The organism is Thiohalorhabdus denitrificans (assembly GCF_001399755.1).
Lineage (GTDB): Bacteria > Pseudomonadota > Gammaproteobacteria > Thiohalorhabdales > Thiohalorhabdaceae > Thiohalorhabdus > Thiohalorhabdus denitrificans.
The window spans coordinates 72,734-99,222 of sequence record NZ_LJCP01000006.1 but is presented as its reverse complement, the minus strand read 5'-3'; the positions used below and the strand labels follow the sequence as shown (position 1 = coordinate 99,222).

22 protein-coding genes are annotated in these 26,489 nt (G+C 70.2%); 10 read left to right on the top strand and 12 right to left on the bottom strand.

Annotation, left to right across the window (positions count from 1 at the left end; all coding sequences use genetic code 11):
- Nucleotides 1-81: 81 nt before the first annotated feature.
- From proV to AN478_RS01910, 4 genes are read left to right on the top strand one after another with little or no spacing between them, the layout of a single operon-like run.
- Nucleotides 82-1,284, top strand: a complete 1,203-nt coding sequence (proV, locus tag AN478_RS01925; protein WP_054964936.1) for a glycine betaine/L-proline ABC transporter ATP-binding protein ProV — start codon at nucleotides 82-84, stop codon at nucleotides 1,282-1,284.
- Between the two features lie 56 nt (nucleotides 1,285-1,340).
- Nucleotides 1,341-2,240 (top strand): ABC transporter permease, encoded by a 900-nt coding sequence (locus AN478_RS01920; protein WP_074471363.1) that lies wholly within the window; start codon nucleotides 1,341-1,343, stop codon nucleotides 2,238-2,240.
- 9 nt (nucleotides 2,241-2,249) lie between these two features.
- Complete coding sequence (locus AN478_RS01915; protein WP_054964935.1) at nucleotides 2,250-3,266, top strand: glycine betaine ABC transporter substrate-binding protein; 1,017 nt, start codon at nucleotides 2,250-2,252, stop codon at nucleotides 3,264-3,266.
- Nucleotides 3,267-3,291: 25 nt separating this feature from the next.
- Entirely contained in the window at nucleotides 3,292-4,932 is a 1,641-nt protein-coding gene (locus tag AN478_RS01910) for a BCCT family transporter (RefSeq protein ID WP_074471344.1), read from the top strand.
- Here the strand turns inward: AN478_RS01910 and AN478_RS01905 are convergent.
- The 10 genes from AN478_RS01905 to def all read right to left on the bottom strand — a co-directional run bounded on the left by AN478_RS01905 (nucleotide 4,889) and on the right by def (nucleotide 15,570).
- Nucleotides 4,889-6,346: a TrkH family potassium uptake protein gene (locus AN478_RS01905; protein WP_231627311.1), complete on the bottom strand. Its 1,458-nt coding sequence runs from the start codon at nucleotides 6,344-6,346 to the stop codon at nucleotides 4,889-4,891. The two genes, AN478_RS01910 and AN478_RS01905, sit on opposite strands and share 44 nt — an antisense overlap.
- Nucleotides 6,346-7,722, bottom strand: coding sequence for a Trk system potassium transporter TrkA (gene trkA, locus AN478_RS01900; protein WP_054964934.1), 1,377 nt, complete (start codon nucleotides 7,720-7,722; stop codon nucleotides 6,346-6,348). The genes AN478_RS01905 and trkA overlap by 1 nt, the downstream gene beginning before the upstream one ends.
- 333 nt (nucleotides 7,723-8,055) lie before the next feature.
- Nucleotides 8,056-8,910 carry an SDR family NAD(P)-dependent oxidoreductase gene (locus tag AN478_RS01895; protein WP_054964933.1) on the bottom strand — a complete coding sequence of 285 codons (855 nt, stop codon included), beginning with the start codon at nucleotides 8,908-8,910 and terminating at the stop codon, nucleotides 8,056-8,058.
- A 16-nt stretch (nucleotides 8,911-8,926) separates the two neighbouring features.
- Nucleotides 8,927-10,036, bottom strand: a complete 1,110-nt coding sequence (locus AN478_RS01890; protein ID WP_054964932.1) for an OmpA family protein — start codon at nucleotides 10,034-10,036, stop codon at nucleotides 8,927-8,929.
- Entirely contained in the window at nucleotides 10,023-11,087 is a 1,065-nt protein-coding gene (locus AN478_RS14630) for a hypothetical protein (protein WP_054964931.1), read from the bottom strand. The genes AN478_RS01890 and AN478_RS14630 overlap by 14 nt, the downstream gene beginning before the upstream one ends.
- A gap of 72 nt (nucleotides 11,088-11,159) precedes the next feature.
- Nucleotides 11,160-11,738 (bottom strand): hypothetical protein, encoded by a 579-nt coding sequence (locus AN478_RS01880; RefSeq protein WP_054964930.1) that lies wholly within the window; start codon nucleotides 11,736-11,738, stop codon nucleotides 11,160-11,162.
- Nucleotides 11,735-13,075, bottom strand: coding sequence for a 16S rRNA (cytosine(967)-C(5))-methyltransferase RsmB (gene rsmB, locus AN478_RS01875; protein WP_074471343.1), 1,341 nt, complete (start codon nucleotides 13,073-13,075; stop codon nucleotides 11,735-11,737). Before rsmB ends, AN478_RS01880 begins: the two co-directional genes overlap by 4 nt.
- Before the next feature lie 23 nt (nucleotides 13,076-13,098).
- Nucleotides 13,099-13,956, bottom strand: coding sequence for a zinc metalloprotease HtpX (htpX, locus tag AN478_RS01870; RefSeq protein ID WP_054964929.1), 858 nt, complete (start codon nucleotides 13,954-13,956; stop codon nucleotides 13,099-13,101).
- Nucleotides 13,957-14,043: 87 nt separating this feature from the next.
- Nucleotides 14,044-14,988, bottom strand: a complete 945-nt coding sequence (gene fmt / locus AN478_RS01865) for a methionyl-tRNA formyltransferase (RefSeq protein WP_176758760.1) — start codon at nucleotides 14,986-14,988, stop codon at nucleotides 14,044-14,046.
- Between the two features lie 69 nt (nucleotides 14,989-15,057).
- Entirely contained in the window at nucleotides 15,058-15,570 is a 513-nt protein-coding gene (gene def, locus AN478_RS01860; RefSeq protein WP_054964927.1) for a peptide deformylase, read from the bottom strand.
- A gap of 211 nt (nucleotides 15,571-15,781) precedes the next feature.
- Here def and AN478_RS01855 point away from each other — a divergent pair, with 211 nt between their 5' ends.
- The 6 genes from AN478_RS01855 (at nucleotide 15,782) to AN478_RS01830 (ending at nucleotide 22,290) form a co-directional block, all read left to right on the top strand.
- Entirely contained in the window at nucleotides 15,782-16,087 is a 306-nt protein-coding gene (locus AN478_RS01855) for a c-type cytochrome (RefSeq protein WP_054964926.1), read from the top strand.
- A gap of 260 nt (nucleotides 16,088-16,347) precedes the next feature.
- Nucleotides 16,348-17,391 carry a LysM peptidoglycan-binding domain-containing protein gene (locus tag AN478_RS01850; RefSeq protein ID WP_054964925.1) on the top strand — a complete coding sequence of 348 codons (1,044 nt, stop codon included), beginning with the start codon at nucleotides 16,348-16,350 and terminating at the stop codon, nucleotides 17,389-17,391.
- A 2-nt stretch (nucleotides 17,392-17,393) separates the two neighbouring features.
- A complete protein-coding gene (gene dprA, locus AN478_RS01845) occupies nucleotides 17,394-18,527 on the top strand; it encodes a DNA-processing protein DprA (protein ID WP_231627310.1) in 1,134 nt (377 codons plus the stop codon).
- A complete protein-coding gene (locus tag AN478_RS01840; RefSeq protein ID WP_054964924.1) occupies nucleotides 18,524-19,009 on the top strand; it encodes a DUF494 domain-containing protein in 486 nt (161 codons plus the stop codon). The genes dprA and AN478_RS01840 overlap by 4 nt, the downstream gene beginning before the upstream one ends.
- 137 nt (nucleotides 19,010-19,146) lie before the next feature.
- Entirely contained in the window at nucleotides 19,147-21,504 is a 2,358-nt protein-coding gene (gene topA, locus AN478_RS01835; RefSeq protein WP_054964923.1) for a type I DNA topoisomerase, read from the top strand.
- Between the two features lie 66 nt (nucleotides 21,505-21,570).
- The gene (locus AN478_RS01830) at nucleotides 21,571-22,290 is read left to right on the top strand and encodes a 5-formyltetrahydrofolate cyclo-ligase (protein ID WP_054964922.1); all 720 of its coding nucleotides are present in this window, start codon (nucleotides 21,571-21,573) and stop codon (nucleotides 22,288-22,290) included.
- A 215-nt stretch (nucleotides 22,291-22,505) separates the two neighbouring features.
- Here AN478_RS01830 and gyrB read toward each other — a convergent pair whose 3' ends face one another.
- Nucleotides 22,506-24,929: a DNA topoisomerase (ATP-hydrolyzing) subunit B gene (gyrB, locus tag AN478_RS01825; RefSeq protein WP_054964921.1), complete on the bottom strand. Its 2,424-nt coding sequence runs from the start codon at nucleotides 24,927-24,929 to the stop codon at nucleotides 22,506-22,508.
- On the bottom strand, nucleotides 24,930-25,994 hold the full coding sequence (gene recF / locus AN478_RS01820; RefSeq protein ID WP_074471342.1) for a DNA replication/repair protein RecF: 1,065 nt from the start codon (nucleotides 25,992-25,994) through the stop codon (nucleotides 24,930-24,932).
- Nucleotides 25,995-26,489: the final 495 nt, after the last annotated feature.

Sequence of the window (26,489 nt, the reverse complement as noted above, 5' to 3'; positions counted from 1 at the left end):
CCCTAGTGTAGGTCTTACCCCCGGCGGCCCTTGGCTCGCGCGGCCGGGAGCCCGAACCCCTCACCAGGCACCGTTCCGCCCATGGCCCACGCCGAGCCCGTCGTAGAGGTGGAGCATCTCCACAAGGTCTTCGGGGCCCACCCCGAGGTGGCCCTGGAGCTCCTCGACCAGGGCTACGACAAGGAGGCCATCTTTGACCGCACCGGGCTGACCGTCGGGGTGCGCGACGCCTCCTTCGCCATCCGGCGGGGGGAGGTGTTCGTGATCATGGGCCTGTCGGGCTCCGGCAAATCCACCCTTTTGCGCCTGCTCAACCGCCTCATCGAGCCCACCAGCGGCACCGTGCGCATCCACGGCAACGAGGTCACGGCCATGGACGCCGGGGCCCTCATCGAGCTGCGGCGCAGCGAGATGAGCATGGTCTTCCAGTCCTTCGCCCTGCTGCCCCATCTGAGCGTCCTGGAGAACGCCGCCTTCGGCCTGGACATCGCCGGGGTGGACAAGGCCGAGCGCCGCGAACGGGCCCTGGCGGCTCTGGAGCAGGTGGGACTGGAGCCTTACGCCGACAGCCTGCCCGACGAGCTGTCCGGGGGCATGCAGCAGCGCGTGGGGCTGGCCCGGGCCCTGGCCGTGGACCCCAGCCTGATGCTCATGGACGAGGCCTTCTCCGCCCTCGACCCCCTCATCCGCCGCGAGATGCAGAACGAGCTGCTGCGCCTCCAGGAGGAGAGCGAGCGCACCGTGGTGTTCATCTCCCACGACCTCGACGAGGCCCTGCGCATCGGCGACCGCATCGCCATCATGGAGGGGGGGCGCATCCTGCAGGTGGGCACCCCGGCGGAGATCCTCAACGACCCCGCCGACGACTACGTACGCAGCTTCTTCAAGGGCGTGGACGTGGGCCACATCTTCCGCGCCGGCGACCTGGCCCGCCCGGACCAGGTAACCTTCCGCCAGCCGCGGGAGGGGACCATGGACAAGGCCACCCTGGTGCGCCACCTCCGCGAGTACGACCGCACCTACGCCTTTGTCCTCGACCCCGACGGGCGCTACGTGGACGCGGTGTCCCTGTACTCCCTGGAGCGGGTCGCCGGGCGGGCGGAGGCGCCCCTGGAGGAGGCCTACCTGACCCTGGGCGCCGCCAAGGCCGACACCCCCCTGGACGAGGTGCTTCGCCTGCTCTCCTACACCGAGACCCCCCTGCCGGTGGTAAACGGCGAGCGCCGCTTCCTGGGGGCCATCGCCAGCCCCACCCTGCTGTCCACCATGGCGCGGGCGCGGTGACCGTGCGGCGGCTGCTCCCCCTCGGCCTGCTGGTCCCGGCCCCGGCCTGGGCGGCCGTGCCCTGCGGGGTGCCGGTGGCGGAGTACATCGAGCGGGCCGTGGACTGGCTGCTGGCCAACCTGCAATGGCTGTTCGACGCCATCGTGGCGGTGGTGGGGGGCCTGACCGGGGGCCTGGAATGGCTGCTGCTGGCCCCGCCCGCCTGGCTGCTCACCGTGGCCGTCGTGCTGCTGGGGGCCTGGCGGGTGGGCTGGCGCTTCGCCCTGTTCGCCCTGGTGGCCCTGGCCCTGGTGGTGGGCATGGGGCTGTGGCCGGACACGGTCTCCACCCTGGCCCTGGTGCTCGCCGCCACGGTGGTGAGCCTGGCCATCGGCCTGCCCCTGGGCATCTGGGCCTCCCGCAGCGATACGGTGGAGAAAGTGGTCCGCCCGGTCCTGGACTTCATGCAGACCATGCCGGCCTTCGTCTACCTGATCCCGGCGGTGATGTTCTTCAGCACCGGCAAGGTGCCCGGCGTCATCGCCACCATCATCTTCTCCATGCCGCCGGCGGTGCGCCTCACCAACCTGGGGATCCGGGAGGTGCCCCGGGAGCGGGTGGAGGCGGGCCTGGCCTTCGGCTGCACGCCGCGCCAGCTGCTGTTCAAGGTGCAGGTGCCCTCGGCCATGCCCTCCATCATGGCGGGGGTGAACCAGAACATCATGCTGGCGCTGTCCATGGTGGTGATCGCCTCCATGATCGGCGCCGGAGGCCTGGGCGACGTGGTCCTGCGCGGCATCCAACAGCTGCAGGTGGGCATCGGCTTCGAGGGCGGCCTCGGCGTGGTGATTCTGGCCATCATTCTCGACCGCATCACCCAGAGCTTCGGCCGCCGGCGCCGCGTCACCGTGCGCGAGCGGCTGCGCGGACTGTTCCAGCCCCAGCGCGTGCTGCCCCGCGGCGGGGGCGGAGGGTAGGAGGCCCGTATGCGTCCCTGGCTGCGGTGGCTGACCATCGGCGTGGTGGGCGGGGTGGCGGCCGCCCTGTTCGTCTACCTGTTCCTGTGCGGCCCCGGCCTCAGCGGACGGCCTGGACCGGGGGAGACCGCCCACCGGGGCGCACCGGCGGAGCGGGCCGGGGAGCCGCCTCCCGTAGCGCCGGGGACAAACGGCGGAACGGCCCGCACCCTGCGCATCGGCTGGACCGCCTGGTCCGACGCCGAGGTGGTCTCCCTGCTGGCCCAGCGCCTCCTGGAGCGGCGCATGGGGCTGGAGGTGGAGCGGGTCATGACCGACATCGGCATCCAGTACCAGGGGGTGGCGAACGGCGACCTGGACATCATGCTCATGGCCTGGCTGCCGGTGACCCATCGGGACTACTGGGAGAAGGTGCGCGACCGGGTGGTCAACCTGGGGGTGCTCTACACGGGGCGGCTGGGCTGGGTGGTGCCCGCCTACGTGCCGGAGGCGGAGCTGGCCGCCATCCCCGACCTGGCGGACCCGGCGGTGGGCCGCCGGGTGGGCGGCCGCGTCCAGGGCATCGACCCCGGCTCCGGGCTCATGCAGGCCTCGGAACGGGCCATGGAGGCCTACAACCTGGAGGAAATGGATCTGGTGCCGGCCAGCGGCGCGGCCATGACCGCCGTGCTTGACCGCGCCATCCGCAATCGCGACTGGGTGGTGGTAACCGCGTGGCGGCCGCACTGGGTCTTCGCCGCCTACGACCTGCGCTTCCTGAAGGACCCGGAGGGGGTGCTGGGCGGCGAGGAGCGCGTCCATGCCCTCGCCCGACAGGGCTTCCACAACGACTTCCCACCCCGCGTGACGGGCTTCTTCAGCCGCCTCTACCTGCCCCAGGAGGAGCTGGCCGCGCTGCTGCTGGAGGCCCAGGACACCTCCCCGGAGGAGGCGGTGGAGGGCTACATCCGCGAGCACCCAGCCCGGATCCGCTACTGGCTCACCGGAGAGGTTGAAGAACCAGGGAAAAACCCGCAATCTCAATAGGGAAATCCCGGCCAGGGAGGCTGTCATGCCCAACCAGCCCCGGCCCTTCGCCCGCCTGACCCGGGCCATGGAGCCCTGGGTCTTCCTACCTGCCGCCGCCCTGGTGGTGGCCTTCGTCGCCTTTGGCGGCACCTACACGGCCACCGCCCGGTCCCTGTTCCAGACCCTGCAGAGCAGCATCGTCGCAACCTTCGGGTGGTTCTACATCCTCACCGCCAGCACCCTGCTCGGCTTCGTGGTCTGGCTGCTGTTCTCGCGCTTCGGCCGCATTCGCCTCGGCGGTCCGGAGGCGCGCCCCGAGTTCGGCTACCTGGCCTGGTTCAGCATGCTCCTGAGCGCCGGCATGGGCATCGGCCTGGTGTTCTTCGGCGCCGCCGAGCCCCTGCAGCACTTCGCCGACCCGCCCCCGCAGGCGGCGGGCGAGGCGGACGCCCTGCGCGAGGCCATGCGCTACACCTTCTACCACTGGGGCCTGCATCCGTGGGCCATCTATTCGGCCCTGGCCCTGCCGCTGGCCTACTTCCACTTCCGCCACGGCCTGCCGCTTGCCCCTCGCTCGCTGCTGTACCCCCTGCTCGGCGAGCGCATCCGCGGCGCCCCGGGCCACGCCGTGGATGTGCTGTGCACCGTGGGCACTCTGTTCGGCGTGGCCACCTCCCTCGGCCTGGGCGCCGCCCAGGTCAACGCCGGCTTCGCCCGCCTGTTCGGCATGCCGCAGGACATCGGCGCCCAGCTCCTGTTGGTGGCCGGCATCACCGCCGTGGCCACCATCTCGGTGGTCTCCGGCCTGCATCGCGGCATCCGCTTCCTCAGCCAGCTCAACATCGGCCTGACCTTCCTGCTTTTCCTCTTCCTCCTGGTGGTGGGGCCCACGGTCTTCCTGCTGGAGGTGTTCCTGGACAGCCTGGGCTACTACCTGCAGAAGTTCCCCTTCACCAGCCTACACATTGAGCCCGGCAGCGACGGCGGCTGGCAGTCCCACTGGACCCTGTTCTACTGGAGCTGGTGGATCTCCTGGTCGCCGTTCGTGGGCGTCTTCGTGGCGCGCATCTCCAAGGGCCGCACCATCCGCGAGTTCCTCACCACCACCCTGCTGGTGCCCAGCCTGGGGGGATTCCTCTGGTTTTCCATCCTGGGCGGCACGGGCATCTACCTCGAGACGCAGGGCCCCGGCGGCATCGCCGAGCAGGCGGTGCGCAACGAGGCCCTGGCCCTGTTCGCCGTCCTGGAGAACCTGCCCCTGCACACCCTCACCTGGGCCCTGGCCACCCTGCTGGTGATCGTCTTCTTCGTCACCTCCTCGGACTCGGGCTCCCTGGTGGACGACATGGTCACCTCCGGCGGCCACCCCGATCCGCCCCGCGCCCAGCGCCTGTTCTGGGCGCTGGCCGAGGGCGCGGTGGCCGGAACCCTGCTCTACGCCGGGGGCCTGACCGCCCTGCGCACCGCCTCGCTCACCACGGGGCTGCCCATGGCGGTGTTCCTCCTGGTGGCGTGCTTCGGGCTGGTACGGGCGCTGCGGGTGGACTACGCCACGGCGGGGGTGCCGTCGGCGGAGGAGCTCCGGCAAGGGGAGGCCCGCATGCCGGGCCTGAGCCTGGACGAGCGGGGGGAGGGCGGCGTTACTTCCGCCAGAAGGCGGGCATCAGAAGAACGAAAAAGGTGAACAGCTCCAGCCGGCCCATGAGCATGGCCAGCGACAGCACCCATTGTCCGGGGGTGGAGATGCTGGCGAAGTTGTTCGCCGGGCCCACCTCCCCCAGGCCGGGGCCGACGCAGGTCAGGGTAGCGCCCACCGCCCCCACCGAGGTCTCGAACTTGCCGCCCTCCAGAGCCATCATCACCAGGGTCAGCAGGATGAAGGTGGTCACGTAGACGGCGAAGAACCCCCAGACCGCCTGGATGACCCCCTCGGGGACCGCTCGCTCGCGCATCTTGATGGGGGCGATGGCGTGGGGGTGGATGAGCAGGTAGGCCTGGCGGATCCCCTGCTTCCACAGCAGCAGGAAGCGCATCACCTTGATGCCGCCGGTGGTGCTGCCGGCGCTTCCCATGAAGAAGCCGATCATGAGGATGAAGAAGGGCAGCAGGGAGGGCCAGGCCGCGTAGTCGGCCGTGGCGAAGCCGGTGGTGGTGCCGATGGACACGGTCTGGAACAGGGCGCTGCGGAAGCTCTCCTCCAGGCTCGGGTAGGCCTGGTAGGCCATCAGAAAACCCGTGACCAGCAGCGCCGCCACCACGTGGAGCGCCAGGTAGGCGCGGAACTCCGGGTCGCCCAGGTAGCCGCGCAGGCCGCCGCCATGCAGGAAGGCGAAGTGCAGGGCGAAGTTGGCCCCGCCGAGGAACATGAAGAGGACGATGAGGTAGTGGATCAGCGGGCTGGAGAAATGCCCGACGCTGTCGTCGTAGGGGGAGAAGCCGCCGGTGGCCACCGAGCTGAAGGCGTGGGCGACGGCGTCGAAGGGCCCCATCCCAGCCGCCCACAGGGCCAGGACCGCCACCACGGTGAGGCCGATGTAGATGAGCCACAGGGCCTTGGCGGTCTCGTTCACCCGGGGGGTGAGCTTCTGGTCCTTCACCGGCCCCGGCACCTCCGCCTTGTACAGCTGCATGCCGCCCACCTGCAGGATGGGCAGGATGGCCAGGGCCAGAATGATGATGCCCATGCCCCCGAGCCACTGCATCTCCTGGCGCCAGAAGCGGATGCCGTGCGGCAGGTCCTCGATCCCGGAGAGGACCGTGGAGCCGGTGGTGGTGAGTCCCGACATGGATTCGAAGAAGGCGCTCGTGAAGCCCGGCGTGGCCCCGGACAGCAGCAAGGGCAGGGCGCCGAACAGGGCGAGGACCACCCAGAACAGGGTAACCAGCAGGAAGCCGTCGCGGTGGTTCAGGTCCCGTGGGGCGCCGCGCAGGGTGACCCACAGCACGAAGCCGGTGCCCAGGGTCAGCAGGTAGGAATCCACGAAGGCCACCAGGGCCCCGTCCCCGTAGTACCAGGCGATGGCCAGGGGCGGCAGCATGGCGGTGGAGAACACCATGAGCAGCAGGCCCGCCAGGTAGCCGATCGCCCCCCAGTGCACTAGAAGAACCCCAGGCCGACCTGGAAGAGCTTCTCCACCTGGGCGATCTTGCGCTTGTCCACCAGGAACAGGATGACGTGGTCCTCGGGCTGGATGACCACGTGGCGGTGGGCGATGAGCACTTGGTCATCGCGCACGATGGCCCCGATAGTCACCCCCTTGGGCAGGCGGACCTCGTCGAGGCGCTTGCCGATTACCCGGGAGGTGGAGGCGTCGCCGTGGGCCAGCACCTCCAGGGCCTCGGCGGCTCCCCGGCGCAGACTGTGCACCATGGCCACGTCCCCGCGCCGCACGTGGGCGAGGATGCGCCCGATAGTGGCCTGGTGGGGAGAGACGGCCACGTCGATTCCGGTCTGCTGCACCAGGTCCACGTACGCGCCGCGGTTGATGAGGGTCACCGCCCGGCCCACGCCCATGCGCTTGGCCAGCATGGAGGAGAGGATGTTGGCCTCGTCGTCGTTGGTCACGGCGACGAAGACGTTCATGGCGCCGATGTTCTCCTCCCGAAGCAGCTCCTCGTCGGCGCCGTCGCCCTGCAGGACCAGGGTGTTCTTGAGGCCGGCCGCCACCTCCGCCGCGTTGCGGGCGTTGTGGTCGATGAGCTTCACCTGCACGGGGGTGCGCTCCAGGGCCTTGGCCAGGGAGCTGCCGATCTTGCCACCACCGACGATGGCCACCGTGCGCACCGTGTCCTCCACCGCGCGCAGGGACCGAAGCACCGACTGGATGTGCTCGCGGGCGGCGATGAAGAAGACCTCGTCGCCCTCCTCGATGACCGTCTGGCCCTCGGGGATCAGGGCCTGGCCGCGGCGGTAGATGGCGGCCACCCGGGTCTCCACCCCGGGTATGCGGTGGCGCAGCTCCTGGAGCTGGTGGCCCACCAGCGGACCGTCGGCGTCGGCGCGCACGCCCACCAGCCGCACCCGCCCGCCGGCGAAGTCCACCACCTGCAGCGAGCCGGGATGCTCGATGAGGCGGTGGATGCCGTCGGTGACCACCTGTTCGGGACTGATGATGTAGTCGACCGGAAAGGCTTCCCGGTTGAACAGCTCGGGATGGGCGAGGAATTCGGGGGCACGCAGGCGGGCCAGCTTGGTGGGGGTGTGGAACAGGGTCTCGGCCATCTGGCAGGCCACCATGTTCACCTCGTCGGTGCCCGTTACCGCCAGGACCATGTCGGCCGCCCCCATCCCGGCCTCCTCCAGGATGGGGGGATAGGCCGCCTGGCCCGTCACCGTCTGGATGTCCAGGCGCTCCCCCAGCGCGGCGACCTTGTCGCCGTCCCGGTCCACCACCGTGATGTCGTGGCCTTCCAGGGCGAGCTGCTCGGCCACCGGGGCGCCCACCTGGCCGGCGCCGAGGATGACGATCTTCACTGTGGACGTTCCCGTTGGTGGAAGGGGCGGGCGTCGAAAGGCCCAAAGGATAACGTAAACCGGAACCGGAGATAACACGCCGGCTCGCCAGGGGCAGGTATAACCGCAGAGACGCAGAGAAAGACCAAGCTTAACGACCTTCTTACCACGGAGGGCACGGAGGAAGAACTGGTTGCCTTCCGGCCGGCAAGGGGCTCGGTTATTCGTTGGTGCGGACGGCCATTGGGCCTATTGGCCCGCTTCGGCTAGACAGCTGCCTTTCTCCATGACCCCGTGGTTTTCGCCGCTTTTTCTCCGCGTCCTCCGCGTCTCCGCGGTCAACCCGCCGAAGGCCTAGCTGATCCGCCGCAGAAGGGGATCCAGGGTCCGCACGGGCAGGGACCACTTGAGCCCGGCCAGCAGGTAGGTGGGGAAGGTGACGTAGTAGCGCGGCCGGGGCCGCCGGGCCTCCAGGGCCTTGACCGTCTTGGCCAGCACCGCCTCCGGGCCGAGGGTGAAGGGGGCATCCTCGTCGCCGGCGAGGCGGGCGCTCACTTCCTGCTCGTAGGTCTCCCGGTGGGGGCTGCGCTCTACGTCGATGTTGGCCTGGAAGGCCCGGAAGGCGTTCTCCCGGAAGCGGCTGGTGACGGGGCCGGGCTCCACCAGCACCGGATGGACGCCGCTGCCCGCCAGCTCCAGGCGCAGGGTGTCGGTGAGGCCCTCCAGGGCGAACTTGCTGGCGTTGTAGGCCCCCCGGTAGCGCAGCGCCACCAGGCCGAGCAGGGAGCTGATCTGGACCATCCGGCCGAAGCCCTGCTCCCGCATCACCGGCAGCAGGCGCACGGTCAGGTCGTGGGTGCCCAGCAGGTTGGCCTGGAACTGGGCCTCCAGCACCTCCCGCGACAGGTCCTCCACCGCCCCGGGCTGGCCGTAGGCGGCGTTGTTCACCAGCCCCACCAGGCTGCCCCCGGCCCGCTCGGCAACGGCGGCGGCGCATGCGGCCACCGAGTCCCGATCGGCCAGCTCCAAGGGCAAAGCCTCCAGCCCCTGCTCCGTCAGGCGGCGCCGGTCCTCCTCCCGGCGGGCGGTGGCCAACACCCGGTAGCCCCGCTCATGCAGCCCCTGGGCGATGCACGCACCGATCCCCGAGGAGCAGCCGGTGACGGCCACGGCCGGCCGGCTCACCCCTTCCCTTCCCTGGTTGGCCATCCCGCCCGAAACTCCTTCAGCGCTGGGTGATCTTGAGCTCGATGCGGCGGTTCTGGCGCCGCTGGTCCGGGGTCTCCCCTGGGGTGAGGGGATGGTATTCCCCGTAGCCCGCCGCCGCCAGGCGGCCCGGCCGAATGCCCTGATTCACCAGGGAGTGGACCACCGAAAGGGCGCGGGCGGTGGACAGCTCCCAGTTGGAGCCGTACCGCCCGCCCCGCACGGGAACCCGGTCGGTATGGCCCTCCACCTGGATGATCATGTCCAGACCCTCCGGGATCTCCTCCCGGACCTGGTCGTAGACGGTAACGAAGCGCTGGAGCTGCTCCGCGCCGGCGTCGGACAGGGCCGCCTCCCCCGAGGGGAAGAGGATCTCCGACTGGAAGACGAAGCGGTCGCCGCGGATCTCGATGTTGGGGGCGTCGGCGAAGACCTCCCGCAGCCGGCCGAAGAACTCGGAGCGGTAGCGCTCCAGCTCCTCCACGCGCTCCAGGAGCTGGGTGCGGATCTGCGCCGCCATGGCCTGGATGCGCTCCTGCTGCTCGCCCACCCGCTGCCGCTGGCTGGCCACGCGCTCCTCCAGCGCGCTCACCTGCTCCTCGGCGGCCCGGCGCTCCCGCTCCTCCAGGGCCAGGGCCCGCTCCATGCGCTCCAGGCGCTCGTTGAGGGCCGCCACCCGCTCGGACAGCACGTCCAGATTCGTTCGGGCCCCAGTAAGCTCCTCCCGGGTCTCGGCCAGCTCCTCCTCGCTGGCCTCCCGCTCCGCGCGGGCGGCGGCGAGGTCCTGCTCCAGGGCCTGGCGCCGCTCCCGGACCGCCGCCAGCTCCTCCCGGGTGCGGGCCAGCTCCGCGTCCAGCTCCTGGCGGCGCTGCCGGCTCTCCGCCAGGCGCTCTTCCAGCCGCTCGCGCTCCTCCTGGCTCTCCCCCAGAATCCCCGCGAGGCGGTCCACCTGGCTGCGCAGATTGCCGATGATCTCCTCCTGGCCGGTCACCTGGCGGGAGAGGACCACCTCGAACAGGAAGAACAGCACCAGGAGGAAGACCAGGGCCACCACCAGGCCCGCCAGGGCGTCGGTGAACCCGGGCCAGATGTTGGGGGTGGGATCGCCGCCGCGCCTAGTCCGACGCATTCCCGCCGTCCCCCGGCTGGCGGCCCATCACCCGGGCCAGCCGGTCGATGGCCTCGCGCAGGTTCCGGTTGCGCTGGTCCTCCAGCTGGTCCAGGCGGTTGCCCAGGGCGTGCAGCTCCTGGCGCAGGGTCTCCCCGGACCGGTCCAGGGTACGGTTGAGGCCCTCGGGATCGGGCTGGCGGGCGATAAGCCGGTCCATCTGCTCCGTAACGGCATCCAGGCGGTGGCCGATGCCCTCCAGGAGGGCGGCCTGGTAGGCGGGGCGGTCCTCCGCCTCCATATCCAGGTCCCGGGGCCGCTGCTGCTCGCGCCAGAAGGGCAGCAGGTCGGTGACGATGATCTCCTCCACCCGGGTCTGACCGTGGGCCACCGCCCGGGCCAGCTGGGTCTCGGTGAACCCGAGGACGAGCGAGGAACCCAGGCCGAAGAGGCTGGTGGAGAAAGCCAGCGCCATGCCGGCGATGGGGTCCGCCATGCGCTCGCGCAGTGCGCCCACGAAGGCGGCGACGTTGTCGTATTCCTCGGCGGAGAGGGTGCCGATGATCCCCTGCACCCCCTGCACGGTCTGCAGCAGCCCCCAGAAAGTACCCAGCAGCCCGAGGACGATGAGGGTGCCGGCGAGGTAGCGGGGCAGGGAGCGGCGGCTCTCGGCGCGCTCGCCCAGGGAGTCCAGAAGGTAGGGCAGGGTTGCGTGGTGGTAGCCGCGCGTCACCACCTGGTGCAGGGTGCGCATGAACTCGGTGATGCTGCGGTTATCGCCGTAGAGGATGGCCTCGTTAGCCCGCTCCGGCGGTTCCATGCCCTGTTCGGCGTAGCTCAGGTAATTCTCCACCCGGTCCAGGTAGCGGTCCTCCTGCACCAGCTCGTAGAAGTGGCGGAAGACGTCCGCCAGGCCCACCACCAGCAGGAGCAGGATGATGCCGTTCAGGGGCGGGTTGGCCTCGAACAGGGGGATCAGGGAGGAGGCGAAAAGCCCGGCCGCCAGGACCACCACAGCGACGAACAGGACCGCCCGCACCAGGTACCGTACGCTGCGTCCGCCTTGCTCCATGGTCGTCCCCTGTTGTCCGTGGCCCCGTCCACTGTACCGCAAGCGGGAACGGAGGCCATAGCCGCAGGCCGGCTATGCGGGACGGCCCCGCCACCGAGCCACGGCGGCGCCCGGATCGGTCTCCGCCAGGGCCTCCCCGGGCACCACCAGGGTGTCGGCGGGGATCCCGCCCCCGGGGACGACGGGGTCCCCGCTGCGGGGAAGGGTCAGGGAACGCTCCGCAGCCTCCGGGGCCTCCGCGAAGGGGGCCGCCGCGTCCGCATCGGGGGCGGCGTGCACCCGGGCGGCGTCCAGGGGGGCGGCGGCGGGGGGCCAGGCGACACCCACCCCGAGGGCCTCCAGATGGTCGGCCATCGCCTTCGGAAGCGCCCGGCCCGGGACCACCCAGTCGATGCCGGTGGCGGCGAGGGGCGCCGCCCAGTCCTGCTCGGGAAGGGGGGTCGGGGGGAAATGCAGCTCCAGGGGCAGGGGAACCGCCCCGCGCAGGGCGGCCAGGAGGTCCCGGGCGACGGGGTCGGCGGGATCCCCCTGCAGCGCAAGGCCATCGACGCCGGCGTCCCGCATGGACCGGGCCCACTCCACCGGCGCCCCCGCCGCGCCGGGCGGCAGCAGCGCCACCAGCCGGGGAACGTAGGGCCGCGCCCCGTTCATGCCGCCTCCTCCGGGGCGTCCAGGCAGGCGTAGAAGAAACCGTCCATGCCCTGCTCGCCGGGCAGGATCTGGCGCCCGGGCCCGTCCGGCCGCCCCCAGTCCGCCTCCGGGGTGGCGGGGCGGGCCTCGGGGTGGCCGTCCAGAAAGGCCGCCACCACCTCCCGGTTCTCGGCGGGCAGCACGGAGCAGGTGGCGTAGACCAGGCGGCCGCCGGGCCGCAGCAGGGGCCACAGGGCCTCCAGCAGGGCGGCCTGGCGCCCGGCCAGGACGGGGATGTCCTCCGGCCGGCGCAGGTGCTTGATGTCCGGGTGCCGCCGGATGACCCCGGTGCCGGAGCAGGGGGCGTCCACCAGGATGCGGTCGAAGGGCCGGCCGTCCCACCACGCCCCGGGGGTGGTGGCGTCGCCGTGGACCAGCTCCGCGGCCCCCAGGCCGAGGCGGTCCAGAGTCTGGCGGATCTTCGCCAGCCGGTCGCCCTCGGCCTCCACGCCCACCACCTCCGCACCCGGGGCTCGGTCCAGCAGGTGGGCCAGCTTGCCGCCCGGGGCGCTGCAGGCGTCCAGGACGCGCTCGCCGGATCGCGGTGCCACCAGCTCCGCGGCCAGCTGGGCGGCCCCGTCCTGCACGCTGACCCGCCCCTCGGCGAAGCCGGGCAGGGCGCCCACCGGCAGGAACTCCTCCAGGGCCACCGCCTCCGGGACGCCGTCCAGGGACGTGGCCGGGATGCCCGCGGCGGCCAGCTCCTCCAGATAGGCGGAGCGGTCGCCCCGCACCCGCAGGGTCAGGGCCGGCGGGCGGTTGCCTGCAGCCAGGACCGCCTCCCAGTCGTCGGGGTAGCCACCGCGCAGTGCCTCCACCAGCCAGTCCGGGTAGGCGTGGCGCAGGGCCGGGGAACGGCCGTCCACCGCCGCCAGCCGGTCGTCGCGCTCCCGGCCGAAGCGGCGCAGGACGCCGTTCACCAGGCGGCGGGCCCAGGCCTGCTTGCCGGTAAGCGCCCCCACCGTGGCGGACACGGCGGCGTAGGGGGGAATCCCCGTGTGGGCGAGCTGGTGGAGGCCCACCAGCAGCAGGGCCTCCAGGCGCTTCTCCTTGCGGGGCAAGGGGCGGTCGAGCAGATCGTCCAGGACGGCGCGCAGGCGCACGGCCCAACGCACGGTGCCGGTGGCCAGCTCGCGGAGCAGGGCCCGGTCCGCCTGCCCCAGCCCCTCGTAGTCCAGGGCCGCCTCCAGCCGCCGGCCCTCGTGGAGCACCGCCGAGACGGCCGCGGACGCCCGGCCCCGGACCTCGCTGCCGGCCTCCTGGCCGGTCTGGGTTGCCTTCCGCGTCCGGGCGGCCATGGCGGTTCCCCCCGCGCCTCCCTTCAGCCCAGGGCCCGCAGGCGCTCGATGCGGTCGTCCAGGGGCGGGTGGGTGGAGAACAGCTGCATCAGGTCCTGTCCGGACAGGGGATTGACGATCATCATCTGCGCCGTCTCCGGGTGGCTCTCGGCGCTGGCCATGGGCTGGCGGCTGGCGCCGTAGGCGAGCTTCTCCAAGGCGCGCGCCAGGGCCTCGGGATCGCCGCTGATCTCGGCGCCGCCCCGGTCCGCTCCGTACTCCCGCGCCCGGGAGATGGCCATCTGGATGAGGCTGGCGGCGATGGGGGCGAGGATCATCACCAGGATGACCCCCACGATGCCGAGGGGGTTGCCTTCGTCGTCCTCGCCGGGACGGCCGCCGAACAGCAGCATGAACTGGGCCATGCTGGCCAGGGCGGAGATGGCGCCGGCCACGGTGGCGGCGATGGTGGAGATGAGGATGTCGCGGTTCTTCACGTGGGCCAGCTCGTGGGCCAGCACGCCGCGCACCTCGCGCTCGTCGAGCAGGTCCATGAGGCCGGTGGTCACCGCCACCGCCGCGTGCTCCGGGTTGCGGCCGGTGGCGAAGGCGTTGGGGGAGCCCTCCTCGATAATGTAGACGGCGGGCATGGGCAGCCCGGCGCGGCCGGCCAGCTCCTCCACCGTCCCCCAGAGACGGGGCGCGCTGTCCCGGTCCACGGGCTGCGCCTTGTACATGCGCAGCACCATCTTGTCCGAGAACCAGTAGGCGCCCGCGTTCATGGCCAGGGCGAACACCAGGGCGATCACCATGCCGGTGGTGCCGCCGATCACGCCGCCCACCACCACGAACAGGGCGGTCAGACCCGCCATCAGGACAGCGGTCTTCAAACCGCTATGCATCCTCGTTCCCTCCTTTGGGTATTCGTTGTCCGGGGATATGTCTGGGGATATCGGCCGGCCTATGGGACAGCCCTCCGGCCCCGGGGTTCACTCCGGCCCCGGGTCCCCGAGACGCTCGCCGGGGCACAGGTGGCCGCCGTGCAGGGCCGCCGACCCCGCCATGCGCTTGCGGCCAGGGGGCTGGACCTCCTCCAGGAGCAGACCCCCCTCGCCGCAGGCCACCAGGGGCAGGTTGTTTGCGCCCGCGGCGACCGTCCCCGGGGTACCGTCAGGGACGGCGGCCACCGGCCGGCTCCGCCACACGCGCAGACGCTCGCCGCGATGCCCGGTATGGGCCACCGGCCAGGGATTGAAGGCCCGCACCCGGCGGTCCAGCTCCTCCGCGGACCGGCTCCAGTCCAGCTCCGCCTCCTCCTTGGTGATCTTGGGGGCGTAGGTGGCCCGGTCCGGGTCCTGGGGCATCGCCTCCAGGGTGCCCGCCCGCAAGCGCTCCAGGGCCTCGGCCAAAGCCTCGGACCCCAGCCGGGCGAGGGCATCGTGCAGCTCTCCCGCCGTCTCGCGCGGACCGATGGGCCGACTGCGCCGGAGCAGCATGGGGCCGCTGTCCAGGCCCTCCTCCATCTGCATGATGGTGACCCCGGTTTCGGCGGCCCCGTCGAGGATGGCGCGCTGGATGGGCGCCGCCCCCCGGTAGGCGGGCAGCAGGCTGGCGTGGACGTTGATGCAGCCCAGGCGGGGGAGGTGGAGCACCTCGGGGGGGAGGAGGAGGCCGTAGGCGGTCACCACCAGCAGGTCCGGGGCCCACTCGCGGAGGACCGCCCGCTCCGCCTCCCCCCGCAGGTGGGCGGGCTGGGCCACGGGCACGCCCGCCTCCTCGGCCGCCACCTTCACCGGGGACGGTCGCAGCCGGCGGCCGCGCCCCGCCGGACGGTCCGGCTGGGTAAGCACGCCCACCACCCCCTCCGGACCCTCGAGGAGGGCCCGGAGGCTGGGGACGGCGAAGTCGGGGGTGCCGGCAAAGGCGACGCGCAGCGCGGGCTCGGAACCCTCGGTGCCGGTCATGGAACGCTCAAGCGACTGGGAAGGGGAGGACGCCAACCCTCAGGCGGGGGTCGCCTGAAGGCGCTTGTCCTTCTCCATCTTCTTGCGCACGCGGCTGCGCTTGAGCTTGGAGAGGTAGTCCACGAACAGCTTGCCGTCGAGGTGGTCGAGCTCGTGCTGGACGCAGCGGGCCGCCAGGCCGGAGAAGCGCTCCTCGCGCTCCCGGCCCTCGCGGTCCCGGAAGCGGGCCGTCACCTCGGCCGCGCGGACCACGGGCTCGTAGACGCCCGGCAGGGAGAGGCAGCCCTCCTCGCCGTCCTGCTCCCCCTCGGCGGCGACGATCTCCGGGTTGATCAGGGCCAGGGGGGCGTCCCGCTCCTCGCTGGTGTCCATCACCAGCAGGCGGAGGTGGCGGTCCACCTGGGGAGCCGCCAGGCCCACCCCCTGAGAGGCGTACATGGTCTCCAGCATGTCATCCACCAGGGAGCGGATGCCGTCGTCCACCTCGGCCACGGGCTCGGCCTGGGCCCGGAGCCGGTCATCGGGGTAGTGAAGGATATCCAGAACAGCCATTGCCTGCTTCCTGTATGGCGCTAACGAGGGAGTGATCCGAGCAATATCGTAGCACAATCCGTCCGGGAGGCGTCGTTGACACCGGACCGGGGTTTTGCCACCGTATCGCGCGCTTCGCGCCCGGACGCACCTATTTAGAGACCGCGAAGCGCGCCCCGGGGTTCCGGGGAAGGGCAACCGGGCGGGGAACCCAACCAAAGGAGACGGGCACATGCGGCTTCGCAAGGGGATGCTGTTGGGATTGGCGACGGTGGCGCTCGCCGGCTGCGGGGACCAGGAGGCCTACGACCCCGAATCGGGCACCAGCGCCGCTACCATGTTCGAGGAAGGGTGCGCCCACTGCCACGGGCAAGAGGGGACGGGCAAGTTCGGCTTCCTGCTCTCCCTCGAGGACACCCAGCTGCCCGAGGAGGGCATTGCGGACATGATCGCCAACGGCACCGGCATCATGCCCGCCTTCCCCGAGCTGGAAGAGGACCAGCGCCAAGACTTGGCCCGCTACGTTACGGACCTCTAGGGCCCCGGGCAGTCTTCCAAGGGGCGGGGGCGGAGCGAACCTTCGCCCCCGGGCCCTCGGGGTCCCACTTACCCAGCCTGTTCGCCCCACCTATTTAGCTTCGGGGGATCCCCCAGGAACCCGCTTTTCCGGTTGGGGACACCCTTCCTTCGTTTGCCCTTTCCCGTAGGATGTGGTAGCCAGATAGTGTTCCTCGGGCGGGTACCGGCGGTGGCCGGATCCGCGCTACGCTCCAGCCTCCAGTGAATGTTAAGGATCCCATGCGCCTTCGGACCCTCCTGCTCGCCCTGACCGTCCTGCCCCTTCCCGTCTGGGCCCTCAGCCCCGATGAGCTGCGCACGGACGCCCCCTCGGTCTATACCGTCAAGAAGGGGGACACCCTCTGGGACATCGCCGCCACGTTCCTGGACGACCCATGGCGGTGGGAAGAGCTCTGGGACCGCAACGCCTACATCAGCAACCCGGACCTGATCTATCCCGGTGACCGCCTGTTGCTGCGGATCGTGGACGGCGAGCCCCGCCTCACCCGACAGCGGGTGGAACGGCTGTCCCCGGAGGCCGAGGAGAAGCCCGTGCAGCGACTGGAGGCCATCTCCACGGTGGACACCAGCGTGGTGGTGCCCTTCCTCGGCCGCTACGGCATCGTCGATCCGGGGAACGAGCCCACCGACCGGGGGGGCTATTTGGTGGCGGGTCAGAACGAGCGGGCCATGTACGCCACCGGCGACCGGGTCTTCACCCGCCTGAAGGAGCCGGAAGGGCTGGAGGACCCCACCGCGCAGGACTGGCACAGCTACAAGGAGCCGGAGGCCATCCGCGACCCGGACAGCGGGGCCCACCTAGGCTACCTCCTGCGCCACACGGGGACCCTGACCATGGAGGGGCCTACCGGGGACGGGCTGTTCGCCTCGCGCGTGGAGCGCACCTTCGCGCCCGTGGAGGCCGGCAACCACCTCTATCCCGCCGACGGGGACTACGAGGCCCGCTTCACGCCCAAGGCCGCCCCCGACGTGGAGGGCCGGGTTCTGCGCCACGTGGATAAGGAGAGCCTGGTGGGGCAGGGTCAGATCGTGGTCCTCAACCTCGGCACCCGCGACGGGCTGGAGAAGGGCCATGTGCTGCGCGTGCAGGGAAGCTCCCGGAGCGTGGACGACCCCCAACGCTGGGGATCCGCCGAGCTGCCCGGCAGGAACAAGGGCACCCTCCTGGTCTTCCAGACGGGGAAGCGGCTCAGCTTCGCCATGATCATGAGCAACTCCCGGGCCATCGCGCCCCGAGACCGGGTGGTCAGCCCGGAGCGCTGAGCGTGACCCTGGACCCCCGTGCGCGCGCCTGGCTGGCCATCCGCCACGCTCCGGGCATGGGGGAACGGCTCCTCGGCCGGCTCATGGATGCCTACCCCGATCCCGACGAGGCCCTGGCCGCCCCCGCGGCGGAGCTCAAGCAGCGGGCCGGTATTCCCCCGGCCACCGCCGCCGCCCTCCACCGGAGGGAGGCGGACCCGGCCTTGCGGGGCGATGCCGTTTGGCTGGAACCAGCCGACCGCACCCTCCTGATTCGCACCGACCCCCGCTATCCCGCCCTGCTCGCCGAAACCCCCGATCCCCCGCCACTGCTCTACGTGGAGGGCCGCCCGGAGGCCCTGGAGGAGCGCCCCGCCCTGGCCGTTGTGGGCAGCCGCAACGCCTCCCGCGCCGGGCAGCAGGACGCCCGGGACTTCGCCCGCGACCTCGCCGCCAGTGGCTTCTGCATCGTCAGTGGGCTGGCGCGGGGCATCGACGCCGCCGCCCACCGTGGCGCCCTGGACGGCGGCGGCTGCACCGTGGCCGTACAGGGGTGCGGGCCCGACCGGGTCTACCCCGCCGAGCACACCGCCCTGGCTGCGGAGGTAGCCGCCCGGGGCGCCCTCGTCAGCGAGTTCCCCGTGGGCACCCCGCCGCGCCGGAGCCACTTCCCCCAGCGGAACCGCATCGTCAGCGGGCTAAGCCTTGGTGTTCTGGTGGTGGAGGCCGGGGAGCGATCGGGCGCCTTGACCACAGCCCGCTGGGCGGGTAGGCAGGGAAGGGAGGTGCTCGCAATTCCGGGCTCCATCCATTCGCCCCTGAGCCGGGGTCCCCACGCCCTGATCCGCGAAGGGGCCAAGCTGGTGGAGACGCTGGCCGACGTGGCGGAGGAACTCCCTCCACCCCGGTCGGTCCCATCGGAAGCGGCAACGGCCCAGGAGCCGGAAGCCGCGACGGCCCTGGCGGGGGAGCAACGGACCGTGGCTCAATGCGTCGATTTTCATCCCACGGCCCTCGATCAGGTGGTCAACCGCTCCGGCTTGACCCCCGATAGGGTTTCGGCCATTCTTCTTGAGCTCGAAATCCTGGGGGTGGTGGCCGCCGAGCCCGGCGGTTTCTTCATCCGCACACCCGCAGACGGGGCAAGAGGAACATGAACGAGAACGTCCTGGATATTCTGATGTATCTGTTCGAGAACTACTTCTCGGAGCCCATGGACGAAGCGCCCGATCAGAACGTGCTGCAGACGGAGCTGGTGGAGGCGGGGTTCGCGGAGCCCAAGGTGAAAAAGGCCTTCTCCTGGCTGGAGGGGCTCGCCAACCAGCAGTCCGGCACCGGCAAGGAGCACGGCGGCCGGCCCTCCCACCGCTCCGTGCGGATCTTCACCGAGGAAGAAGAACACAAGATGACCCGGGACGCCCGGGGCTTCCTGACCTTCCTGGAAGATTCCGGGGTAGTGGATGCGAGCACCCGCGAGGTGCTCATCGACCGGCTCATGGCCCTCGACAGCGACGAGATCGACGCCGAGGCCCTGAGCTGGGTCTTGCTCATGGTCCTGCATAACAGCCCCGGTCACGAGGGGGCCTATGTGTGGGTGGAGGATATGATCTTCGACCGCATGGACGGGGTCTTCCACTAGGTTGTTCCGCCCAGGCTCCAAGCGCTTTTCCAGGCCGTCCGGGCTCTCCCGGGCGGCCTTCGGTTTCCTGAGGGGCTCCTTCCGACCGGACCCCCGCGACGGCGCCGCCGTCCCGGCACCTGACAGGTAGCGGTCTCATGGCAAAGCATCTGGTGATCGTCGAGTCCCCGGCGAAGGCCAAGAGCATCAACAACTACCTCGGCAAGGACTACAAGGTCATGGCGTCCTACGGCCACGTGCGCGACCTGCGCGCTAAGGAAGGGGCCGTGGACCCGGAGCACGACTTCGCCATGACCTACGAGGTCATCGACCGCAACAAGAAGCACGTGGACGCCATCGCCACGGAGCTGGACAAGGCCGAGGACCTCTACCTCGCCACCGACCCCGACCGCGAAGGGGAGGCCATCGCCTGGCACCTGGTGCAGCTCCTGCGCGAGCAGGGCCACTTGGAGGACAAGGGCGTCTACCGGGTGGTCTTCCACGAGATCACCAAGGGCGCCGTGCGCGAGGCCATGGAGCATCCCCGCGACATCTCCGAGGACCTGGTGAACGCCCAGCAGGCGCGCCGGGCCCTGGACTACCTGGTGGGCTTCAACCTCTCCCCGCTGCTGTGGAAGAAGGTGCGCCGAGGGCTCTCCGCCGGCCGGGTGCAGAGCCCGGCCCTGCGCCTCGTCGCCGAGCGCGAGGAGGAGATCGAGAACTTCGAGCCCACCGAGTACTGGTCCATCGAGGCGGACCTGACGGCGGAGAACGAGAAGGCGGAGCAGCAGCCCTTCACCGCCACCCTGGTGGAGGCCGAGGGGCAGAAGCTGGAGAAGCTCTCCATCGGCAACGGCGAACGCGCCGAAGAGCTGCGGGCCCACGTGGAGGCCGCCGCCGGCGACGGCACCCTGCCCGTCACCTCCGTGGAAAAGAAGCAGCGCAAGCGCAACCCCACGCCGCCGTTCACCACCTCCACCCTCCAGCAGGAGGCCTCGCGCAAGCTCGGCTTCTCCGTCTCCAAGACCATGCGCGTGGCGCAGCAGCTCTACGAGGGCATGGACCTCGGCGAGGGCATCGTCGGCCTCATCACCTACATGCGGACCGACTCGGTGAACCTCTCCGAGGAGGCCATCGCGGAGGCCCGCGGGCTCATCGACGAGCGCTACGGGAAGGACTACCTCCCCGACCAGCCGCGCCAGTTCAAGTCTCAGTCCAAGAACGCCCAGGAGGCCCACGAGGCGGTGCGGCCCACCAGCCCGGCGCGCCTCCCGGAGCAGGTGAAGGACAAGCTGGACAAGGACCAGTACCGCCTCTACGAGCTGGTGTGGAAGCGCATGGTGGCGGGGCAGATGACCCCCGCCCTGGTGGATACGGTCACCGCCCACTTCGAGATCGAGCCGGGCTGGCGCCTCAAGGCCAGCGGCTCCACCATCGCCTTCCCCGGCTTCCTCAAGGTGTACGAGGAAGGCCGGGACGACGCCGGCGAGGAGAAGGAAAGCAAGCTGCCGCCACTGGCCGAGGGCGACCGTCCGGAGCTGCAGCAGGTGCGCGGTGAGCAGCACTTCACCGAACCGCCGCCGCGCTACACCGAGGCCACCCTGGTGCGGAAGCTGGAGTCCTTCGGCATCGGCCGGCCCTCCACCTACGCCTCCATCCTGTCCACGCTGCAGGACCGCGGGTACGTGGAGCTGGAGAACAAACGGTTCTTCCTCACCGACGTGGGCAAGGTGGTGAACCGTTTCCTCACCAACCACTTCACCGACTACGTGGACTACGACTTCACCGCCAAGCTCGAGGACGAGCTCGACGCCGTCTCCCGCGGCGAGGAGGATTGGAAGCCGGTTCTCCGGGAGTTCTGGGAGCCCTTCCACAAGCAGGTGGAGGAGAAAGAGGAGAGCGTCAGCCGGGCCGAGGTCACCTCGGAGGCCATGGAGGAGACCTGCCCGAAGTGCGGCGCCCAGCTGGAGAAGAAGCTGGGCCGCCACGGCCAGTTCATCGGCTGCTCCGGCTATCCGGAATGCGACTACACCCGGCCGGTGGAAGGGGAGGCGCCCGAGCCCGAAGTCACCGACCGCACCTGCCCCAAATGCGAGCGGCCCCTGGCCATCAAGCACGGCCGCTACGGCAAGTTCCTGGGCTGCACCGGCTATCCGGAGTGCAAGTACCTCGAGCCGCTGGAGAAGCCCAAGGGCACGGGGGTGACCTGCCCCGAGTGCGGCAAGGGCGAGATCCAGGAGAAGAAGTCCCGCAGGGGAAAGACCTTCTACAGCTGCTCCGAGTACCCGGAGTGCAAATACGCCATTCCCAACCCGCCGGTGGCCGAGCCGTGCCCCGAATGCGGCTCCGCCATCCTGATGGACAAGACCACCAAGAAGTACGGGCGGGAGAAGGTGTGCCCCAACAAGGAGTGCAAGTACCGGGCGCCGCATCCGGAAGGCGAGGAGGAATCCGCCGGCAACGGGGAGGGGACCGACGAGGACCGCCAACCGGTGAACGCCAAGTCCGATTCCTAGAAGAAGGATTCACCGCAGAGGCGCAAAGAACGCAGAGAAGGGCCTGAAATTACCCGGTTCACGCCCATGCCCACTCCCACCTCGTACCCGACCAAGGACGCCGCCCGCCAGGCCGTCTGGGACGCCCTCCAGGAACAGCGGGCGGCCCGCTTTCCCTATCCGCCCCACGGCCGCATCCCCAATTTCGCCGGCGCCGATTCCGCCGCCTCTCGCCTGCTCGACCATCCGCCTTTCGCCGAAGCCCGGGCCATCAAGGCCAACCCCGACGCCCCGCAGCGGCCCTTGCGCCTCGGCGCCCTGGAGCGGGGGATCACCGTGTACATGCCCACGCCCCGCCTGCGCGGCGGCTTCTACCGCCTCGATCCGGCCCGGATCCCCGCGGAGCACCGGAAGGAGGCCGCCTCCCTGTCCAGGGGGACCCGGTGGGCCGAGGCGGTTCCCCTGCGGGCCCTCGCGGAGCCCATCGACCTGATCGTCACCGGCTCCGTGGCGGTCACCCGAGGCGGGAAGCGCTGCGGCAAGGGCCACGGATACGGCGACCTGGAGTACGCCATCCTCCGCGGACTGGGCCACCCGCCCATCCCGGTGGTAACCACCGCTCATCCCCTGCAGGTGGTGAGCGAATTCCCCGCCGATCCCTTCGACCTGCCCGTCTCCCTGATCGCCACCCCGGAAGAGGCCATCGAGGTGGCCGAACCCCCGCCCCCGCCCGACGGCATCGACTGGCAGGCCTTGCCCGAAAGCGCCCTCACCGAGATGCCGGTGCTTAAAGAGCTAAAAGGCTGATGAACCGCCAAGGACGCCAAGAATCGCCAAGGAAAAATCCATTTAACCGGTCACGGCTGGCTTAAGGGTTCCGCACAGAAGTATCAAGCACCGATCGAGGATAAGCACCGGCAGAACCTAAAAGGCCGGGGGCTGACCCCGGCCTTTTAGGTTCCACTTGTGGAAAGATCGTTGCTCTTGGCGCTCTTGGCGTCCTTGGCGGTTCACCCAGCCGTTCAGACGTCCAGGTTCTCCACCTCCAGGGCGTTAGCCTCCAGGAAGGCGCGCCGCGGCTCCACGTCGTCGCCCATGAGGGTGGTGAAGATCTGGTCCGCGGCCACCGCGTCCTCGATCTGCACCCTGAGCATGCGGCGGGTCTCCGGGTTCATGGTGGTATCCCAGAGCTGCTCGGCGTTCATCTCGCCGAGGCCCTTGTAGCGCTGGACGGAGAGGCCGCGCTTGCCCTCCTCGAGCAGCCAATCCACCACGTGCTCGAAGGATTCCACCTCTTTCTCCCGCTCCCCACGGCGGACCCGGGCCGGGGGCTCCAGCAGGCCCTCGAGGTTGCGCGCCATGTCCCGGATGCGCCCGTACTCCGGCGACTCGAGGAATTCCCGGTCCACTGTGGAGCGTGTCACCGAGCCGTGCTCGTAGCGCTCGATGGTGGCCTTGTAGCCGCCCTGCTCCGGATCGGGGAGGATCTGCATCCGGGCGTGGACGTCCTCGCCACCACCCTCGGTGAGCTTCTCCACCACCGGATCCAGGGCCGTACGCAGCTGATCCTCCTCCGCGCAGGCCTCCGGGCCCAGCTCGGGGTGACCCAGGAGGGTGCGCAGCAGAACCGGATCGTACCGGCGGCTCAGCCGCTCCACGAGCCGCTGCACGTCCCGGAACCGCCGCGCCAAGTCCAGCAGTCGGTTGCCCTCGATAGGCTCCGCGGCGGACTCGCTGGGGTAAAGCTGGGCGCCCTCCAGAGCGTTCTCGAAGAGGTACTCTTCCAGGGACTCCTCGTCCTTGAGGTAGGTCTCCTTCTTCCCGCGCGTCACCTTGTACAGCGGCGGCTGGGCGATGAAGATGTGGCCGCGCTCCACCAGCTCGTACATCTGCCGATAGAAGAAGGTGAGCAGCAGGGTGCGGATGTGGGCGCCGTCCACGTCTGCGTCGGTCATGATGATGATGCGGTTGTAGCGCAGCTTCTCCGGGTCGAAATCCTCCTTGCCCGCACCGGTGCCGAGCGCGGTGATCAGCGTGCCGATCTCCTGATGCGAGAGGATCTTGTCGAAGCGCGCCTTCTCCACGTTCAGGATCTTGCCGCGCAGGGGCAGGATGGCCTGGAAGCGCCGGTCCCGGCCCTGCTTGGCCGAACCGCCGGCGGAGTCGCCCTCCACCAGGTACAGCTCCGACTCGGAGGGATCCTTCGTCTGGCAGTCGGCCAGCTTGCCCGGCAGGTTGGCGGTCTCCAGGGCCCCCTTCCGCCGGGTGAGGTCGCGGGCCTTGCGGGCCGCCTGACGCGCCCGGGCCGCCTCCACCACCTTGGAGGCGATGGCCTTGGCCTCCTTGGGGTGCTCCTCGAGGTAGCGGGTGAGGGCCTCGTTGAGCACCGTCTCCACCACGTTCTTCACCTCTGAAGAGACCAGCTTGTCCTTGGTCTGGGAACTGAACTTGGGGTCGGGGACCTTCACGGAGATCACCGCCGTCAGCCCCTCGCGGGCGTCCTCCCCGGAGGTCTGCACCTTTTCCTTCTTGGCCAGGCCGGCCGTCTCGACGTAGCCGTTGATGCTCCGGGTCAAGCCGGCCTTGAAGCCGGAGAGGTGGGTGCCGCCGTCGCCCTGGGGGATGTTGTTGGTGTAGCAGAAGACGTTTTCCTGGTAGGACTCGTTCCACTGCAGGGCGATCTCCACCTCCATGCCCTCGTAGGCCTCGTTGATGTAGACCGGATCCGGGTGAAGGGGGTGCTTGTGCTGGTTGAGGTGGTCCACGAAGGAGCGGATGCCGCCGGCGTAGGCGAACTCCTCCTCCTTGTCGCTGCGTTCGTCGCGCAGGACGATGGCCACCCCGGCGTTCAGGAAGGAGAGCTCCCGCAGGCGCCGGGCCAGGACGTCGTAGTGGAAGCGGGTGTCGGAGAAGATCTCGGGGCTGGGGCGGAACTGGATGGTGGTGCCGGTACCCTCGGCCTCGCCACTGGGCTCGAAACCGGTGGCCGGCTCGCCGAGACGGAACTCCTGGTGCCAGATCCGGCCCTCCCGGCGCACCGTCAGCCGGAGCCACTCGGAAAGCGCGTTCACCACCGACACGCCCACGCCGTGAAGGCCGCCGGAAACCTTGTAGCTGTTGTCGTCGAACTTCCCGCCGGCGTGCAGGCTGGTCATGATGACCTCGGCGGCCGGGCGGTCCTCCTCGCGGTGCCAATCCACGGGGACACCCCGGCCGTTATCCGCCACCGTCACCGAGTCATCGGTATGAATGGTTACCTCGATGCGGTCGCAGTGGCCCGCCAGGGCTTCGTCGATGGCGTTGTCCACCACCTCGAAGACCATGTGGTGGAGGCCGGTGCCGTCATCGGTGTCCCCGATATACATCCCGGGCCGTTTGCGGACCGCCTCCAGGCCCTTTAGGACCTTGATGCTCGAAGAATCATAGGCCTGCGTGGTATCGGGCATTCACTCGCTCCGCTCGATGGTCCCCTCGTGCACCCGGAATGTTGCTGCCGGGATACCAGAGGAGGGGAGGGGGCACAAGGCCTCCTCCGTGCTGGTGACGAAAACCTGCCTGCCGTAGCGCTCCAGGAGGCCCATGGCCGCCCGACGACGCTCCGGATCCAGCTCGGAGCCCACGTCGTCGAACAGGAAGACCGGGACCTCCCCGCTCACCTCCAGGGCCAAGGCCAACTGGGCGAGGCGCAGGGCCAGGATGATAATCTTCTGCTGGCCCCGGGAGGCACGCTCCCGAGCCGGGCTGCCGTCCAGGATCAGGCGGAGATCCGCCCGGTGCGGTCCCATCCGGGTGCTGTCGAGCTCTCGGCGGCGGTCCCGCTCGAGGGCCTCCCCCAACCCCAGGGCCTCCGGCCAGCCCTGCTCCAGACCCATGGTCAGCTCCCCGGCGCCGCCCAGCTCCCCGAAGATCTCCTGTACCTTACCTTCCAGACGGGCCACATAGGCCTCGCGCTGCTGGTTGATCTCCTCCCCGGAGGCGGCCAGCTGGCTGGCCCAGGGATCGGGCCCCGAAGGACCCGTCTTCAGCCAGCGGTTTCGCTGTTGGAGGGTCCGGTGGTAGCGCCGCGCCAAGTCCAGGTAGGCGGGTTCCACGTGGAACAGCCCCCAGTCGAGGAACCGGCGGCGCTCCCGGGGACCTCCGGAAGCCAGGCGGTGGCCCTCCGGGGTGTAGTGGATGGTCTTCAGGACCCCGGCCAGGGCCGAAAAGCCGGGAACGTTGGCCCCGTCCAGGCGGATCTCCCGGGATCCCTCGCCAAGGCGGACGCCCAGGGCATGCTCCCCGCGGTCCGCGATCCGGGCGGACAGCACCGCCTCGCCGCTACCGTTCTGGCGGAGGGTATCCGGCCCGCCGCGCCGGAAGGAGCGCCCGGAGGCAAGGAAGTGAACGGCCTCCAGAACGCTCGTCTTCCCGGCCCCGTTCACCCCCACCAGGCGGTTCACCCCTTCCGCAGGATCCAGGCGGGCCGAAGAGATGTTCCGGAAGGCGCCGATCTGGAGCCGTTGAATGACCACCACCACTCCATTGGCCGGGCTGCAGGAACCGGCGGTTCTCGGCGGGAAGGCCGACCCGGTCCGCGCCGGAGACCGGGGCTTCACCCTCGTGGCCCCGTGGGCGGGCAGGGTGCGCAAGCCGTTCGGTACGCCCGTCTATTCTAACGCATAACCGAGGGCTACGGGGGGCATTGGTAGCCGGAAGAGGCGGGGCCCTTTGCGGGCGGAAGGAAGGGTACCGCGGGAGGACGAAGAGTTCTTCTTACCAGGTTTTAGGGGACTAAGGGAGAACGGCGGGGGCCGGTCGATGCCCGGCCTACCTCCGTCCGCCTTCTTTAGAGGCGCTTCCCCGTTCCCGCTAGCAGGACGATGAAAAACTGCTGCGGAGGCCATCTGCGGCGTTGCGCACTGCTCGTTCCCTCACCTATCTTCTTGATATGCCTCGGTCGCTGCGCGGTGCGTGCTCTACTGCACGCCCGCCAAGTCTTTAATTGGCGAGACGGGGCGGCGGTGGGC